Source organism: Cryobacterium sp. TMT3-29-2 (assembly GCF_004564305.1).
GTDB lineage: Bacteria > Actinomycetota > Actinomycetes > Actinomycetales > Microbacteriaceae > Cryobacterium > Cryobacterium sinapicolor.
This window is the reverse complement of record NZ_SOGK01000065.1, coordinates 22,448-38,209: the sequence shown is the minus strand read 5'-3', so window position 1 is coordinate 38,209 and position 15,762 is coordinate 22,448. Positions and strand designations below refer to the sequence as shown.

Below are 15,762 nucleotides of genomic sequence, written 5' to 3'. Positions count from 1 at the left end.
CAACCCCGTCCAGACCCCTTCTGAATATGACCGATAATGCACATTATGTCAGTTTGTACTTTATCTATTGCAGGAATTGCGGAATAGGACTCCCCTGGTATTTGTCCGCCGGAGCGCCGGCCACGCGAAGAACTTCCGCTGTTTCTCTGGGATGCGGGGCGCTGTGTCCGCATTGGGCACGGTCTGCGCGCTCTGATTCAACGTCGGGAATTTCGCGGCGCATATCCTCTCCGGATCCCCGTATTTCCGCGGTTTCACGTCGCTTGTTTTGCATGTTTTGCATTTGAAGAGCATAATTTGCAGACAGGTTGAGGGGGATGATGAGCGTTGCATCGGGCCGAGTAACCCATCTGCCTCTGCGCCCCGAGGCGACCAGCCCGGATGCTGTTTTCACCGACATGGTTGACAGCTGGCGCCGCCAACAGCTCTCCCGCAATTTCCGGCACGAGACCATTTCTGGACGCGAACGAACGATCCGTCGGTTCGCGGACTTCACCGGGCATTTCCCGTGGGAATGGACGTTCGCGGACGTCGAGGACTACTTCGCCTACACGCGCTCCGTATCAAACCTGTCCCAGGCCACCGTCCGCGCCTATCAAACCAACCTCAAACTGTTTTGCGACTTCCTCACCGACCCGGCTTACGACTGGAGCGAAGTCTGCGGACGATCGTTTGGCCGGCCGGTCACTCAGATCATCACCGACTTCAACCGGGCCACCCACACCCAACAGAATGAACAGCAGGCAACGAAACGACCGTTTTCGCGTCGTGAGCTGCAGGACTTCTTCGATCTGGCCGATGTGGAGGTCGAGCGTGTCCTCAATTCGGGTCGCAAGGGCGCCATCGCCGCCTACCGCGATGCCATCGCGTTCAAGACCGCCTACGCCTGGGGACTTCGCGCCAACGAGGTGACCCACCTGCAGCTGGTCGACTTCTCGCGCAACCCGCACTCGCCCCAGTACGGCGACTTCGGCGTCCTCCACGTCCGTTACGGGAAGGCCCAGAAGGGGGCTGCGCCCAAGCGCCGCTCCGTTCTCACCGTGTTCGAGTGGTCACCTGAGGCCGTTCACCGGTGGATCCGCACTGGACTGCCTCACCTTGCCGCTCAACCGACCGACCTGTTCCCGACCAGCCAGGGCCTCGTCGTGCCGAAGTCGAATCTGCGTCGACGTTTCCGCGCCTACGTCAATGAGCTGGGCTTCCCGGCCGGCCTGGACATGCATTCCCTTCGCCGGTCCTACGTCACCCACCTGTTCGAGTTCTACGGCTTCGAGCACACGTTCGTCCAACAACAAGTTGGCCACCTCCATGCGTCGACCACATCCATCTACACGGCAGTCTCCAGCGACTACCAAACCCGGGCGTTGAACCGCGTCCTCGAGCGCACGATCAACGCGACCACCAACAGCACCCCGTGGGAGGAAAAACCATGAAACGAGAAATCGAGTACCGCTGGCGCGCACGCGAGCTCATGGCGCGCCATGGCATGAAGAACAGCCGAGAACTCGTCGCCCCGCTCCGAGAACGCGGCATCACCCTCTCGGAGTCGCAGATCTATCGCCTCGTCGCCCAAGATCCCGAGCGGATCTCCTTCAAAGTCCTCACCGCTCTCTGCGACATCTTCAACGTTGAGGCGAACGAGCTCGTCACCTTCACCGCAGCGAACGCCAAGAGCCAACGCCAAGAACGAGCGATGGCCTCCGGCGAGAACATCGTCAACTTCGCCGACGCATACAAACACGTCCGCGCCCGCATCCTCGACGATGACGACTGAGCACCGCACCCGCGGACGCCCCCGAACCCCAGGCACCCTGCACTGCGACCGCTGCGGCGGTCTGGTCGCGAAGATGCGAGTGCACTGGCCATCCAAGCACCGATCGAACGCTTCGGTCGGTGGCACCACTTGAAACGACTCCGGGCGAAGTCGTTGCCCGGCAAGAATATGAACTTCGCCGTCCGGTCAGCGAAGCAGGAAATCACCGAGTCAGGACGATTCCTCGCCTGGCTCCTATCCGAGCACGACGCCACCTACAGCGATATCCGTCAGGCCCACCTCGACGACTACCTCTCCTCCGGACCATCCACGCGCCATGCCATCAACACCTTCATCGCCTCGCTCGTCGCATCACGCGAGATCGCGAAAGTCCGGGTCCCCCGTCGTGAAGCACGAGCGACCCCGATCTTGACGCAGGCAGCCAGAGTCGACCACATCCGCGCCTGCCTCACCGCCGGAGAAATGCCCGCGGCAGACCGCGTCGCCGCACTCATCCTGCTGCTCTATGCACACCCTGTCGGAAAGATCGCAGCCCTGAAAACCAGCGCACTCGAAGCGCGACCCGACGGCCTCTACTTGCGCCTGGGATCGGTGCCAGCCCTACTACCCGCACAAGTCGCGGCAACCTTCTGGGACTACGTCCACAACCGCCCCAACCAGCGAACTGTCAACACCGACAGCCCTTGGCTCTTTCCCGGCAACCTGCCTGGCCAACACACCCATCCAGAAAGCATGCTGCACCGACTTCGTAACTGGGGCATCGACCTCAACGGAGTCAGAAACACCGCCCTGCGCGACCTCGCCAGAGAACTTAATCCCACCGCCTTGGCCAATTCCCTGGGCTACAGCAGCAAGATAATCCACCAGCACGCTACCACCGCCGGAGCGCCACACGCCGACTACATCGACCTCAAATCGTCACAGCTGCAGCCCTCGTCCTGGCTCAGTTCCGCGAAGGATTAGAATCCTTCCGGATACCGCTTGACTCTGGCGTATCCGCAATTCGTGCGAATCGGAGGGTTGACATCCTCCGCCGATCCATCAATTCTGCGCTGTAGCCACACCCTCGCACGGCGGGGAACGTGCTCCACGGTTTGTGGGTACCGCCAGTCCACAGAGTTGGTCTGCCCAAACCATGCTGTCCTCACTGGGACAAGGTGACTTAGCCCAAACCGAGGCTCTGAAATCAAACGATAGTGTCGCCCTAGGGAAGCTGGCTCTGGGCGCACTTCTCTGGATCGATGCCAGCCTCGAGCAGCTGCGCCCAAACGTCCTCGGAGGACTCCTTTGGCGGAATCCCCATGGCGGTCAAGCATGCCTGATAGACGCGATTCGCCGTCGAGTTATCCTTGTTGAGATATTGCCACTTTTCATCAATGCGTTGGAACTCGGTGAAGTAACAGCGGTCATAGTCACCCGAGTCGTACGCTGAGGCAAGCATCGAATATGTGATCAAATACTCGCCCTCCTCAACACCCACCAGCGGCTGTTTGGCACCCGTCATGCACGCATCGAAACGATCGAATGCCGCCCTATATTCTTCTTGTGTGACCCCATTCTCCAGCTCGATCAGCTGCTGGTCCGAGGCCACAATTTCTGGCAAATTCTCACGCGTTACCGGTGCATCTCCGGCAGACGCGGTCAAGGCCGCACACCCTGTCAGCAAGAGCACCGCGGCGGTTGCAGCTGCAAGCGTTGCAATTCCTCTGAGCATTCCAAACTCCTTCATCACGTCGTGAACGCGCCGAGCCCCGTGGCTTGGTGGATTCCTGCATAGGTCTAGGACTGGTAAACAACGGAACTGGGATATCCGTACGTTGCACCAGACAGATAATTCGGAGAGCCTGGGTATGAGTTATACCGGACTTGGGTCCACGTCGAGTAGGCGCCGCAGCCACCAGCCGGATAAGTCTGGTCACCGCCCGACCACGAGTACCCTTTGATCGAGCCTGAGCCCGACGGACACGCCCTTGATGTGTTCCCGAGAGCAGCAAGCAGGCAACGCACTGGCTAGTGCGAGCGCGACCGCTGCCGAACCCGCCAGAACGACGTTCCTGAATCTTTTCGACATTAATCCCCCCAAATAAGTCGACCACACCTTCGTGGAGTAGCTGCAGAATATGGTAACGAGCATGCGCCGTCAATGATTTCGCCAAGCGACTTGCACCGGATATGTTAACGGCTGCTTTACCCTCAGCATGGAAGCTGCGGCTTCCCGGCAATCTGACTGGCCAGCACACCCATCAAGAAAGCATGCCGCACCGACTTCGCAACTGGGGCATCGGCCTCAACGGCGTCAGGAAACACGGCCCTGCGCGACCTCATCAGAGACGACCTCATCCCACCGCCTCGGCCAACTCCCTACCGCAGCAAGAAATTCCACCGGCACGCAGCCGCCGCCGGAGGCCATACCCCGACTATGTCAACCTCAAATCATCACAGCTGCCGCCCTCGTCCTGGCTCAGTTCCGTGAAGGATTAGGGCCCTTTCAGATAAGTCCAGTTCCCGCTCGACGGGCATGATGCTCGGATGAGCCGCCGCCCACCTGGCCGGGGAACGCGTTCGGCTGCTCCCCCAGGGCATATTGTCTTTCACCAGGCGCTCAGACTCCGCCGAGTTGCATAATCGCCCAGGGCTGTGCAACGTGCCTATTCTTCTCCGAAGCCCGACTCCAGAAGGTCCCCGAGGGCTGCTACGGCCGCCGCTCCGTTCGCATCCGACGAAGAGATCTCCGCGCTCATGCCGCGGGTGAGTCCGAGCGACATCACGGCGAGCAGACTGGACGCGTCCTTACCGTTCACGGTGACCCGGGCCTCGAACGTGCTGGCGAGCTTCACGAAGTCGGCCGCCGGCCGGGCGTGCAGGCCAGCAGTGTTGACCAGGGTGACGGTTCGCGTGACCTGCTGCGGTAGCTCTGGGTCCGCGGCGACCTCGGACTCGGCCCCGATTGCGGACTGAGCGGCACGAACGACGGAGTCGAGGTCTCCCCCGACCTCGGCGGCGACGGCTGCCGCCACTCCCCCCTCGATGAGCGGCGCGTCCGCGATGCGTACCCGGGCACGAACCGCATCATCGAGGAAGTCCAACGCGGTTTCGGCCGTCAGGATGGCGGAGCCCAGATCACAAAGGAGCACCACGCCGGCGCCGGCATCAGCCTGCTCAATGCCGCTGAGCACCTTCGTGAAGCTCGTGCCGATCCCCCCGCCGTCCGTTCCGCCGGCCGGGACCATCCTCGTCTGTGGTGCCATTTGGCGCGCCAGATCCACGAGACCGTCGGCGATCTTCGTGCTGTGAGAGATGAATACGAGGCCGACGGACTGGTCAGGACCGGCCATGTCAGACCATCGAAGCGGTGTCGGCCGCTGCACGCAGCAGCAGGGCGGAAGACTGCGCTCCCGGGTCGCGGTGGCCGATGGCCCGTTCGCCCAGGTAGCTCGCCCGCCCCTTGCGCGCGACCCACGGTTCCGTCGCCTGCGCCCCTGACTCGGCGGCGACTGCCGCGGCCACGAGGATCGCCAGGTCGTCCGCGCCTTCGGCGCGGGCTGCCTCGGCTGCATCGACCGCAGGAGTCCAGGCGTCGACCATGGTCTTATCCCCGGACTCCGCCTTGCCGCGCAGAACGATGCCGTCCCGCGCTGCCGTCAGAAATGCGACCAGAGCAGAACCGTCAAGGTCGGCCGCGCCGGTCACAGCGACGGCCGCCTTGAGGAACGCAGTCCCATATAGCGGACCCGCGGCGCCGCCCACGGTTGAGATCAAGGTGGTCGCGACGAGCTTGAAGACGTCCCCGGGGTTCGCCTCGGACGGGAGATCCTCGAGTTTGGACAACACCGCCTGGAAACCACGATCCATGTTCTCGCCATGGTCACCGTCGCCGATTGCGCGGTCCAGATTGATCAATTCCACACGGTGCTCGCTCATCACAGCCGCACTGGTCCTGATCCAGGCCTTCGCCCAGGTGACGTCCAAATTCATTTGAGCTCCTTCTGCCGACCTACCGTCCCCACCGTAGCGCTGCCGTCTGGACGGGCGCATCCCACAGGGCGGTCAATTCGTCATCGAGTTTCAGCACGGTGATGGATGCCCCCTGCATCTCGAGCGACGTCGTGAAGTTGCCGACGAGGGTCCGGGTCACGTCGATCCCCTGCTCGGCCAACACCTCGGCGGCCCGTCGAAAGACGATGTACAGCTCGATCTGCGGTGTGCCACCCATACCGTTGACGAACAGGAGCACCTTGTCCCCGGCCACGAACGGAATGTCCTCGAGGATGGGGCCGAGGAGACGGTCGACGATGGCATCGGCAGGCTCGAGCTTGATGCGCGCGCGCCCCGGTTCGCCGTGGATCCCGATCCCGATCTCAATCTCGTCATCGGCGAGGGAGAAGCTGCCCTCCCCTGCGTGGGGAACAACGCAGGGAGTCAGGGCCACACCCATCGACCGGACACCGGAGATCACCCTCTCTGCGATCGCGGCCACGGTCTCCAGGGCGTCTCCACGCTCAGCGGATGCTCCAGCGATCTTTTCGACGAGGACCGTTCCGGCCACACCGCGTCGTCCGGCCGTGTAGAGCGAGTCCTTCACGGCGACGTCATCGTTGACCAGCACGGAGCGGACCTCGATGCCGTCGGCGGCGGCGAGGTCCGCGGCGGTCTCGAAATTCAGGACGTCCCCGGTGTAGTTCTTGACGATGTGCAGCACCCCTGCTCCCCCGTCCACCGCCTTCGTCGCGGCGAGGATCGGATCGGGTGTCGGCGAGGTGAAGACGGCGCCGGGCACGGCGGCATCCAGCATTCCGAAACCGACGAACCCGCCATGCAGGGGCTCGTGTCCGCTTCCTCCTCCGCTGACCAGACCCACTTTCCCGGTGACGGGGGCATCGCTGCGCACGATGTAGACCGGTTCCGTGGAAACCCGGACGATATCGGCGTGGGCAGCGCCGAACCCGGCCACGGCCTCCGCGACGACGTTCCTGGGATCATTGACGAGTTTCTTCATGTCTCTTCCTTCGATCGAGGTGGATGAACGGCCCGTCTACGGGCTGTTGTAGAGCAATGTGCAGTCCCGCCTCAACCTACGCGCTGCCCCCGTTACCGGTAAGGGGTTGTGATTTGCACGTCCACCGGCCCATTCCGCTGCGTTAATCGCCGCGCTATGTTATTGCCGATCACTCACTGCTTCGGGTTGCTTCGGCACCTCCAGCCTCACTAAGGAAGGTCAACGTGGACAATATTGGAGTCGTATTCTTATCGGAAGTGCTGGGCACGGCAATGCTGGTCCTCCTCGGAACCGGTGTGGTCGCCAACGTCGCGCTGGCCAAGAACAAGGGCCTTGGCGGCGGGTTCCTCATGGTCACATTCGGATGGGGCTTCGCGGTCTTCGCCGGCGTCATCGTCGCCTACAATTCCGGCGCGCACCTCAACCCGGCTGTCACCCTCGGTCTGGTCGCCTCGGGGGCGACGGAGTTCGGTTCGGGCGTCCCCGTGAACTTCCTTTCCGTCGTCACCTACATCGCGGCGCAGTTCCTCGGTGCGTTCATCGGAGCAATCATCTGCTGGGTGGCTTACAAACAGCACTTCGATGCAGAGCCGAACTCAGCCAACAAACTCGGCGTCTTCTCGACGGGTCCGGCCATCCGTTCTTACGGCTGGAACCTGACGACCGAGATCATCGGCACGTTCGTGCTCGTCTTCGTCGTACTCGCCTTCGGCGGAGGACGTCAGGGCGAGAGTGGCGGACTGGCCGCCCTCGGCGCACTGCCGGTTGCACTGCTCGTTATCGTTATCGGCACCTCCCTCGGAGGGCCGACGGGCTACGCAATCAACCCGGCACGAGACCTGGGTCCCCGCATCGCGCACTTCGTCCTGCCGATCAAGGGCAAGGGCCCATCCGACTGGGCGTATTCGTGGGTTCCGGTGATAGGGCCGGTCATTGGCGGTGTGCTCGCCGGATGGGCATCCCTGTTCCTCTTGCCTGTACTCACCTAGCCCTTCCCGTGGGCCGGTTCAGTCGATGAATCGGCCCACTCTTTGCGGTGTCACGCAATGGCGTGCGCTGGATCGAGCACAGATTTTCACAATTCAAGGAGGCATTCCATGGCAAAGTACGTCATCGCAATCGACCAGGGAACGACAAGTTCTCGAGCGATCGTTTTCGACAAAGCCGGCTCGGTGATCGCCGTCGGCCAGCACGAGCACGAACAGATCTTCCCGCGGGCCGGATGGGTGGAACACGACCCGATGGAGATCTGGAACAACACCCGTGAGGTCATCGGTCAGGCGCTGTCGAAGGCGAACCTGACCCGGCATGACATCGAGGCCGTGGGAATCACCAACCAACGCGAGACCGCCGTGGTCTGGGACCGCCACACCGGGCTTCCCGTCTACAACGCGATCGTCTGGCAAGACACACGCACCCAGCCGATCGTGGATCGTCTCGCTGCCGACGGCGGAGTCGAACGGTTCAAGGCCAAGGTGGGACTGCCGTTGGCGACCTACTTCTCCGGCACCAAGATCGTCTGGATCCTCGAGAACGTCGAGGGTGCCCGCGACAAGGCCGAGGCCGGCGACCTGATGTTCGGAACGACCGACTCCTGGGTACTGTGGAACCTCACCGGAGGGATCGAAGGCGGCGTCCATGCGACGGACGTCACCAATGCCAGCCGCACCATGTTCATGGACCTGAAGACCCTGCAGTGGGATGACGAGATCCTCGCCGCGTTCGACGTGCCGAAGTCGATGCTGCCCGAGATCCGCTCCTCCTCGGAGGTCTACGGGCTGGTGAACGAACACAGCCTGCTGCGGGAGGTGCCGATCGCCGGAATCCTGGGTGACCAGCAGGCCGCAACCTTCGGGCAGGCAGCCTTCGACCAGGGTGAGGCCAAGAACACCTACGGCACAGGTAACTTCCTGATCTTCAACACAGGCACCGACATCGTGCATTCGAAGAACGGTTTGCTCACCACCCTTGCCTACAAACTTGGCGACGCAGAACCTCACTACGCACTGGAGGGTTCGATCGCGGTCACCGGTGCCCTCGTTCAGTGGCTGCGGGACAACCTGGGAATGATCAGTACCTCCGAGGAAATCGAAACGCTGGCCAAAACCGTCGAAGACAATGGCGGCGCCTACTTCGTGCCGGCCTTCTCCGGACTCTTCGCGCCGTACTGGCGTTCGGACGCGCGCGGAGCCCTCGTCGGCTTGACCCGGTTCGTGAACAAGGGCCACATCGCCCGTGCCGCACTCGAGGCGACGGCGTTCCAGACCCGCGAGGTCCTTGACGCGGTCAACGCCGATTCGGGTGTGCCGCTGACCGAGTTGAAGGTCGACGGCGGCATGATCGCCAACAACACGCTCATGCAGTTCCAGGCCGACATCATCGGAGTACCGGTGGTGCGACCGGTCGTGGCCGAGACCACCGCACTCGGAGCCGCGTACGCCGCCGGCTTGGCAGTTGGGTTCTGGAGCGACCTCGACGAGCTGCGGGCCAACTGGCAGGAGGACAGCCGGTGGACGCCGCACATGGACGAGGAGGAGCGAAACCGCCAGCTGCGCAATTGGAAGAAGGCCGTCACAAAGACGTTCGGTTGGGTGGACGAGGACGTCGTTTAGCGCGCCAGCTCCGGCCGGTCGGGTCAGACCCGACTGGCCGCCACCCATTCGGCCAGCTTGGCCGTGGCCGCACCGGAGTCGACTGCCTCAGCGGCCACGGCCATCTTGGTGCGGAAACGATCAAGAATGTTGACCTGAGCCTGCCCAGGATCCTTTGCCAAGTCGAACGAGACCAGGCCGGCGGCCGCGTTCAGCAACACGATGTCACGGACCGCACCGAGCTCACCGCCCAGCATCGAATGGACAACGGTGGCATTGTGTTGCGCATCCGCGCCAACCAACTCACTGATCGACGACCGACGGATACCCAGGTCCCGCGGATCGATGTCGTGCTCCGTCACCAGCCCCCGCGACACCTCCCAGATATGGCTGTGACCGGTCGTGGTCAGTTCGTCCAGACCGTCGTCGCCCCGGAAAACCAGGGCCGTCGCCCCACGGGTCTGGAAGACACCCACGATAAGCGGAACGCGGTCCAGATTGGCGACGCCGACGGCTGACGCCTCGGGACGAGCCGGGTTGCACAACGGGCCGAGGTAGTTGAACACGGTGGGGATGCCGAGTTCCTTACGCGCCTGGGCGGCATGCCGAAACCCCGGGTGGAACGCCGCGGCGTAGGCAAAGGTGATCCCGGCGGCATCCAGAATGGCCGCGACCTTGTCGGCAGACAGCGTCAGATCGATGCCGAGGGCAGCGAGCACGTCCGAGGAACCCGACGCGGAGCTCGCGGCCCGATTGCCGTGCTTGACCACGGGGACGCCGACCCCCGCACAGACGATGGAGGCCATCGTCGAGATGTTGACGGTACCGAATCGGTCCCCGCCGGTCCCGACGATATCCAGGGCCATCGGGTTCACCGACAGGGGGACGGCATGTTCAAGGATCGCATCCCGGAAACCGACGATTTCATCCACGGTTTCACCCTTCGCGCGAAGGGCCACGAGGAAGCCGGCCAGTTGAGCCGGAGTCGCCTCCCCGAGCATGACCTGCTGCATGCTCCAGGCGGCATCGGAAACGCTGAGGTCCTCCCCCGAAAGCAGGGCGTTGAGGACGTTTGGCCAAGACTGAATTTCAAGCATGAGAAGATTTTAGCGAGATCGCCGGACCGCCCAGAATTCACTTCCGGAGGCGCGTTTGTTGCAATCAGGTAGTCATTCCGGCAAATGAGCGACAGGCCTGTCCGGATGACAATAACCACTCCACAAATCGGCCATAATGGAATGGTGACGAGCCCATCTATTACGTACACGGTCAATGCGCCCGTTGTTAACCGGCCCAACAGCGTGGCTGTTGGCACTATCGTCTGGCTGGGCAGCGAAGTCATGTTCTTCGCCGGCCTGTTCGCCATTTACTTCACACTGCGGTCGACGTCACCGGAGTTGTGGTTGTTCGAGACGGAGAAGCACGGCTTCGGCTTCGCCCTGGTGAACACGCTGATCCTCGTGTCCTCCTCGGTGACCTGCCAGTTCGGCGTGTTTGCCGCTGAACGCCTGCAATCACGTTCGACCGGATGGAAGCCGAGCCAGTGGGGCATGGTCGAGTGGTTCTTCCTCACCTACGCCCTCGGCGCCATTTTCGTGTCCGGCCAGGTCTTCGAATACGCGACTCTCGTTTCCGAGGGAGTGTCACTCACCAGCAATGCCTACGGCTCTGCGTTCTACCTCACCACCGGTTTCCACGGAATCCACGTGACCGCTGGCCTGATCGCCTTCCTGCTCGTCATCGGGCGCGCTTTCGCCGTCAAGAACTTCGGCCATAAGGAAGCAACCAGCGCCATCGTCGTGTCCTACTACTGGCACTTCGTCGACGTTGTCTGGATCGGGCTGTTCCTCGTCATTTATGTTCTTAAATAGAAAGTCGGAGTGGACACCACGTATGACCACGATTAGCACACCCAAGCAGACCGGCGGTCGCAAAGCCGGACGTCGCAGCCCGCTTGCCAGCGTCGCCCTCATCGCGATTGGACTCCTCTTCACGGGAGGCGCTTACGCCGCTTTCAGCACGAGTACGGCGAGTGCCGAAACGAATGCTGCCTCCCAGCAGACCGTCGGTGAAGGCCAGAAGCTCTTCGCCGCGAACTGCGCCACCTGTCACGGATTGGAAGCGGCAGGCACCGAGGCCGGCCCCAGCCTGATTGGCGTGGGCGCGGCGTCAGTCGACTTCCAGGTCGGCACCGGGCGCATGCCGATGCAGTTGAACGGACCGCAGGCTGAGAAGAAGGCCGTCCAGTTCACAGACGAGCAGATCGCCTCTCTCGCCGCCTATGTCGCGTCCCTCGCGCCGGGTCCGGCACTTCCGGATGCGTCACTCCTCGACGGTGAGGGCGATGCCGCCAACGGAGCCGAGCTGTTCCGCATCAACTGCGCGATGTGCCACAACGTCGCCGGCGCCGGCGGTGCTCTCACCCAGGGCAAATACGCTCCTGCTCTGGCCGGGGTCACCGAAAAGCACATCTATGAGGCCATGGTCACCGGCCCGCAGAATATGCCCGTGTTCAACGACATGAACATCTCCCCGGAGAGCAAGCGGGACATCATCACCTACCTCAAGTACCTGGACAACAACCCGTCTCCCGGTGGATTCGCCCTGGGCGCCCTTGGACCGGTCTCGGAAGGTCTTTTCCTGTGGATCTTCGGTCTCGGATCCATCGTCGCCTTGACGGTGTGGATCACCGCGAAGTCGAACTGATCACCGCCCAGGTCTGACACAAACTGTTTTTATGAGAATTCCGATGAAGGAGAACAATGGCCATGGACGATAACAGCGGGAAGGACTTGACCGCCGCTGACTCGTCGAGCGTCGGGCATGAGGGGGCTCCCGCAGGCACGGCCGTCGTCGTACGGGATGCAGTGGCCAACCCGGGCTTCCCCCCACACCGCCCGCGCGTCACCGATCTCAACCCGAGCGCGGAACGTCGCGCCGAGCGAACCGTCTACACGCTGTTCTACCTGTCGATCGTCGGCAGCGTTTTCGCGATTGTGGCCTACATGGTTTTTCCGATCATCCCGGAAGAACCGGATTCGGTTCGTCTGAACAACCTCTTCATCGGACTAGGCCTCACTCTCGCCCTGCTCGCCATCGGCATCGGGGCCGTGCACTGGGGCAAGGCCCTGATGTTCGACCACGAAGGCGTCGACGAGCGTCACCCCGTGCGGGGGTCCGATGAGACCCGCGAACGTGCGGTCGAGATCTTCCACGAGGCCAATGTCGAATCGGGTATCGGTCGCCGCACCCTGATCCGGAACAGTCTGATCGGGGCGCTGATCGCCTTCCCGCTGCCGGCCGTCGTGCTGTTCCGCGGATTGGGCCCCCAGGACACCAACCCGGCTGCTCTGCTCGAACACACCATGTGGAAGAAGGGCACCAGGCTCGCCATCGACCCCACGGGCACGCCGATCAAGGCCTCGGACGTCACTCTCGGTTCTGCGTTCCACGTGATCCCCGAGGGTTTGCAGGACCTCGGTCACGGCAAACTCGAGGAGAAGGCCAAGGCCGCGGTTCTTTTGATGCGCCTGAAGCCGGAAGACATCAACGAGCCCGCCGACAAGAAGGATTGGTCGTACGACGGTATCGTCGCGTACTCGAAGATCTGCACGCACGTCGGATGCCCGGTCGCGCTCTACGAGCAGCAGACCCACACGCTCCTATGCCCCTGTCACCAGTCGCAATTCGACGTGACGAACCAGTGCGAGGTCATCTTCGGTCCGGCTAAGCGCCCACTGCCGCAGCTGCCCATCACGGTAGACTCCGAGGGTTACCTCATTGCACAGAGCGATTTCACTGAACCCGTCGGACCGAGCTTCTGGGAGCGGAATTGAGTACTGCAACTACGACCACTGAGCTGGTCGAAACGAAGAAGTCCGGTGGTCTCACCGGGGCCGCCGCAAACTACATCGACGAGCGCACGAGCATCTCGACTGCGGTCAAGGAGCTGGGTCGCAAGATCTTCCCCGACCACTGGTCCTTTCTGCTCGGTGAGGTCGCTCTCTACAGCTTCGTCATCATCCTCCTGTCCGGTTCGTTCCTGACCTTCTTCTTCAGCGCGTCGATGACGCCGGTGGAATACGACGGCTCATACATGCCGCTCAAGGGTGTGGAAATGTCCGCGGCGATGGCATCTTCTCTCGACATCTCCTTCGACATCCGCGGCGGACTCCTCATGCGCCAGGTACACCACTGGGCAGCACTGCTCTTCGTGGCCGCCATCGGGCTCCACATGCTCCGCATCTACTTCACCGGAGCGTTCCGCAAGCCGCGCGAACTGAACTGGGTCATCGGCTTCGTGCTGTTCATCCTCGCCATGGCCGAAGGTTTCACCGGTTACTCTCTCCCCGACGATCTGCTCTCCGGAAACGGACTGCGGATCATCGACGGAATGGTCAAGGGAATGCCGCTCGTCGGTACCTGGATCTCCTTCCTTCTCTTCGGCGGCGAGTTCCCAGGTGAGGCGATCGTCGGTCGTCTCTACTCCCTGCACATCCTCCTGCTGCCGGCTATCATCGTGGCGTTGATCGCAATGCACCTGCTCTTCGTGGTCGTGCACAAGCACACCCAGTACCCCGGTGCCGGACGCACCAACCAGAACGTGGTCGGTTACCCGGTTCTCCCGGTGTACGCGGCCAAGGCCGGCGGATTCTTTTTCATCGTCTTCGGCATCGTGATGCTGATGGCATCGCTGTTCACGATCAACCCCATCTGGAACTACGGCCCCTACGATCCTTCCCCTGTTTCGGCTGGAACACAGCCGGACTGGTACATCGGTTTCGCTGATGGAGCCCTTCGTCTGATCCCGCCGGGGCTCGAGTTCGTGTGGCTGGACCGCACCTGGTCCTTCAATATTCTGATCCCGCTCGTGACGCTCGGCCTCTTCATCCTGGTTGTCCTCATCTACCCGTTCATCGAGGCGTGGGTGACCGGGGACAAGCGTGAGCACCACATCCTCGACCGCCCCCGGAACGCCCCGACACGCACCGCCATCGGTGCCGCCGGCGTCACTTTCTACGCGGTGCTGTGGGCGACGGCCTCCTCGGACATCATCGCAACGCACTTCAAGGTGACAATGGAAGGAGTGATCCACACCATGCAGTTCCTGGCTATCGTGGGTCCGTTCATCGCCTTCTTCGTGACGAAGCGGATTTGCCTGGCGCTGCAGAAGAAGGATCGCGAAATTGTCCTTCACGGTTACGAGTCCGGACGCATCGTTCGTTTGCCTGGCGGCGAGTACATCGAAGTCCACCAGCCTGTCGACGAATACGAGCGCTGGAAGCTGGTCAGCTACAACGACTACAAGCCGCTCATGATCCGTCCGAATTCCCAGGGCAAGATCACGGTCGGGCAGAAAGCCCGTGCCGGGATGTCCCGCTGGTTCTTCGAGGACCGGATCGAACCGGTCTCCAGCACGGAACTCGAACGGTCGCACTCCGACCACCACTAGGCTCCGGCCGAAACTACAGAACGGGCATCGATGTCCCTCCAGACCCTGTCGGAGTGGCTTCGGTGCCCGAACTGTTTTCTCCCGCTCTCGCCCAACGAGCCTCTGGCCCTGCGGTGCGGGTCTGGACATTCGTTCGACGTGAACAAGCGCGGGTATGTGTCTCTGGCCGGCAGCGCGAGCGGTTTGATCGGCGACAGCGCCGCGATGGTCGACGCGCGAGCCCTCTTCCTCGAAACCGGCTGGTACCAACCGCTGCGTGAGCGCCTCGCCGAGCGGGTAGCGGCCGAGGATCCCACTCGGGTTCTGGACATCGGCTGCGGAACCGGCTATTACCTGCAGGGCATCCTCACGCACTCTCCGGCCGTCCGCGCTCTGGGCATGGATCTCTCCCCCGTGGCGGTCCGGCGCACCGTGAGCGGTCAAACTCACGTTGACGGGTTGGTAGCGGACGTCTGGTCCCCACTGCCGGTGCGTGATGCCTCAGCTGACGTGATCGTCAACGTCTTCGCTCCCCGGAACGCGTCTGAATTCCACCGAGTGCTTCGCGAGCACGGCCTGCTCTTCGTCGTCGTGCCGCAGGCGTCCCACCTCCGGGAGCTCCGGGCGGCCGGTCTGGCACTCGACGTACCCGCGAATAAAGGTGCGCACCTGTCCGCGGCTCTGTCCCCCGCCTTCGAACTCGCAACGCGGGACGAGCTGTCGTCCACGCTGAGGCTCGAACCGGCCCAGGCATCCGCTCTGATCGGGATGGGCCCCTCCTCCCACCACACGGATGCTGCGGCGCTCGCGCGCCAGCTGAGCGGCGTGCAGACCGTCACGGCGTCCTTCGAGCTGTTGGGATACCGGCGGCTCTCGAACTGACAGCGGCGCGTCCGCTGCCGGTTCAGCACACCTCGACTGCGTTGTCTGCCGCGATTCAGGCTGGTCAGTGTCCCGCGCGACGCTGACC

Annotated in this window: 15 protein-coding genes; 10 read left to right on the top strand and 5 right to left on the bottom strand. The window is 62.6% G+C overall.

What is annotated here, in order from left to right:
* Positions 1-317: 317 nt before the first annotated feature.
* The 3 genes from E3O67_RS07565 to E3O67_RS07555 all read left to right on the top strand — a co-directional run bounded on the left by E3O67_RS07565 (position 318) and on the right by E3O67_RS07555 (position 2,737).
* Positions 318-1,433, top strand: a complete 1,116-nt coding sequence (locus E3O67_RS07565; RefSeq protein ID WP_241982064.1) for a site-specific integrase — start codon at positions 318-320, stop codon at positions 1,431-1,433.
* Complete coding sequence (locus E3O67_RS07560) at positions 1,430-1,774, top strand: helix-turn-helix transcriptional regulator (protein ID WP_135102385.1); 345 nt, start codon at positions 1,430-1,432, stop codon at positions 1,772-1,774. Before E3O67_RS07565 ends, E3O67_RS07560 begins: the two co-directional genes overlap by 4 nt.
* A 168-nt stretch (positions 1,775-1,942) precedes the next feature.
* Positions 1,943-2,737, top strand: coding sequence for a hypothetical protein (locus tag E3O67_RS07555; RefSeq protein WP_135102384.1), 795 nt, complete (start codon positions 1,943-1,945; stop codon positions 2,735-2,737).
* A gap of 241 nt (positions 2,738-2,978) precedes the next feature.
* Here the strand turns inward: E3O67_RS07555 and E3O67_RS07550 are convergent, their stop codons facing one another.
* From E3O67_RS07550 to dhaK, 4 genes are all read right to left on the bottom strand, one after another.
* Complete coding sequence (locus tag E3O67_RS07550) at positions 2,979-3,488, bottom strand: hypothetical protein (RefSeq protein ID WP_134426823.1); 510 nt, start codon at positions 3,486-3,488, stop codon at positions 2,979-2,981.
* A gap of 934 nt (positions 3,489-4,422) precedes the next feature.
* Positions 4,423-5,109 carry a dihydroxyacetone kinase phosphoryl donor subunit DhaM gene (gene dhaM / locus E3O67_RS07545; protein WP_135102383.1) on the bottom strand — a complete coding sequence of 229 codons (687 nt, stop codon included), beginning with the start codon at positions 5,107-5,109 and terminating at the stop codon, positions 4,423-4,425.
* Between the two features lies 1 nt (position 5,110).
* Positions 5,111-5,749 carry a dihydroxyacetone kinase subunit DhaL gene (dhaL, locus tag E3O67_RS07540; protein ID WP_134429265.1) on the bottom strand — a complete coding sequence of 213 codons (639 nt, stop codon included), beginning with the start codon at positions 5,747-5,749 and terminating at the stop codon, positions 5,111-5,113.
* Positions 5,750-5,768: 19 nt separating this feature from the next.
* Positions 5,769-6,770, bottom strand: a complete 1,002-nt coding sequence (gene dhaK / locus E3O67_RS07535) for a dihydroxyacetone kinase subunit DhaK (RefSeq protein ID WP_134429263.1) — start codon at positions 6,768-6,770, stop codon at positions 5,769-5,771.
* A gap of 224 nt (positions 6,771-6,994) precedes the next feature.
* On the opposite strand from dhaK, the gene E3O67_RS07530 reads away from it, so the two are divergent.
* Positions 6,995-7,759: an MIP/aquaporin family protein gene (locus E3O67_RS07530; protein WP_134429261.1), complete on the top strand. Its 765-nt coding sequence runs from the start codon at positions 6,995-6,997 to the stop codon at positions 7,757-7,759.
* Between the two features lie 108 nt (positions 7,760-7,867).
* Positions 7,868-9,382, top strand: a complete 1,515-nt coding sequence (gene glpK, locus E3O67_RS07525; protein WP_134429259.1) for a glycerol kinase GlpK — start codon at positions 7,868-7,870, stop codon at positions 9,380-9,382.
* Positions 9,383-9,405: 23 nt separating this feature from the next.
* Here glpK and trpD read toward each other — a convergent pair whose 3' ends face one another.
* A complete protein-coding gene (trpD, locus tag E3O67_RS07520) occupies positions 9,406-10,458 on the bottom strand; it encodes an anthranilate phosphoribosyltransferase (protein ID WP_135102382.1) in 1,053 nt (350 codons plus the stop codon).
* 141 nt (positions 10,459-10,599) lie between these two features.
* Between trpD and E3O67_RS07515 the strand changes: the two genes are divergently transcribed.
* The 5 genes from E3O67_RS07515 to E3O67_RS07495 are packed head-to-tail and all read left to right on the top strand — an operon-like array spanning position 10,600 to position 15,674.
* Positions 10,600-11,232: a heme-copper oxidase subunit III gene (locus tag E3O67_RS07515; protein ID WP_134429254.1), complete on the top strand. Its 633-nt coding sequence runs from the start codon at positions 10,600-10,602 to the stop codon at positions 11,230-11,232.
* 22 nt (positions 11,233-11,254) lie between these two features.
* Positions 11,255-12,067 (top strand): cytochrome c, encoded by an 813-nt coding sequence (locus E3O67_RS07510; protein WP_134429252.1) that lies wholly within the window; start codon positions 11,255-11,257, stop codon positions 12,065-12,067.
* Between the two features lie 56 nt (positions 12,068-12,123).
* A complete protein-coding gene (locus E3O67_RS07505; RefSeq protein WP_134429250.1) occupies positions 12,124-13,197 on the top strand; it encodes a ubiquinol-cytochrome c reductase iron-sulfur subunit in 1,074 nt (357 codons plus the stop codon).
* Positions 13,194-14,813 carry a ubiquinol-cytochrome c reductase cytochrome b subunit gene (locus tag E3O67_RS07500; RefSeq protein WP_174776808.1) on the top strand — a complete coding sequence of 540 codons (1,620 nt, stop codon included), beginning with the start codon at positions 13,194-13,196 and terminating at the stop codon, positions 14,811-14,813. Before E3O67_RS07505 ends, E3O67_RS07500 begins: the two co-directional genes overlap by 4 nt.
* A 30-nt stretch (positions 14,814-14,843) precedes the next feature.
* Positions 14,844-15,674, top strand: coding sequence for a methyltransferase domain-containing protein (locus E3O67_RS07495; protein WP_135102381.1), 831 nt, complete (start codon positions 14,844-14,846; stop codon positions 15,672-15,674).
* Positions 15,675-15,762: the final 88 nt, after the last annotated feature.